This window comes from Falsirhodobacter sp. alg1, from assembly GCF_000739715.2.
In the GTDB taxonomy this organism is placed as follows: Bacteria; Pseudomonadota; Alphaproteobacteria; order Rhodobacterales; family Rhodobacteraceae; genus Falsirhodobacter.
Window position 1 is genome coordinate 1 of record NZ_BBJC02000080.1, and the last position, 549, is coordinate 549.

Annotated in this window: 1 pseudogene; it reads right to left on the minus strand. The window is 64.0% G+C overall.

The features are described 5' to 3' along the window. Positions 1-160 precede the first annotated feature (160 nt). Positions 161-549 (minus strand): annotated as a pseudogene (locus TR36_RS14285) (P-loop NTPase); the annotation flags it as partial.

Genomic DNA, 549 nt, shown 5'->3' on the forward strand with positions numbered 1-549 from the left:
AGCGTCAGCGCACCGATGACCGCCCCCGTTGGGGAAACCTTGCCACCCGTAAACTCTCCCCCCCGAGAATGACACCGGCAATGCTCAGCAATGTGTAGCGCAACGCGATATTCGCGTCTGCCGCCGTGGTCAGCCCCACCAGCGCCATTCCGGCCAGCACGGCAAACATGGGCGTACCAGAATCCCCGGCCAGGCGCACCGACAGCTCCAGCGGCAACTCACCTAGGAATGGCAGGTCCAGTCGAGCCGCCTCCGCCGCAACGCCGCCGTGGCCAAAGATATGCGCTTCATGGCCACAGTTCGGGCAGATGTAGGCGCTCATATTCTCGATCAGGCCAATCACCGGCGTCTTCAGGCGACTGAACATGTCCAGCGCCTTGCGAGCATCCAGCAGGGCAACATCCTGCGGGGTAGATACGATGATCGCGCCGGCCAGTTCGGTCCGCTGGCACAGCGTCAGCTGCACANTCCCCCGGTGCCGGGCGRAAGGTCGATCAGCAGGATATCCAGCTCGCCCCACTCCACCTGCCCCAGCATCTGCTGCAACGG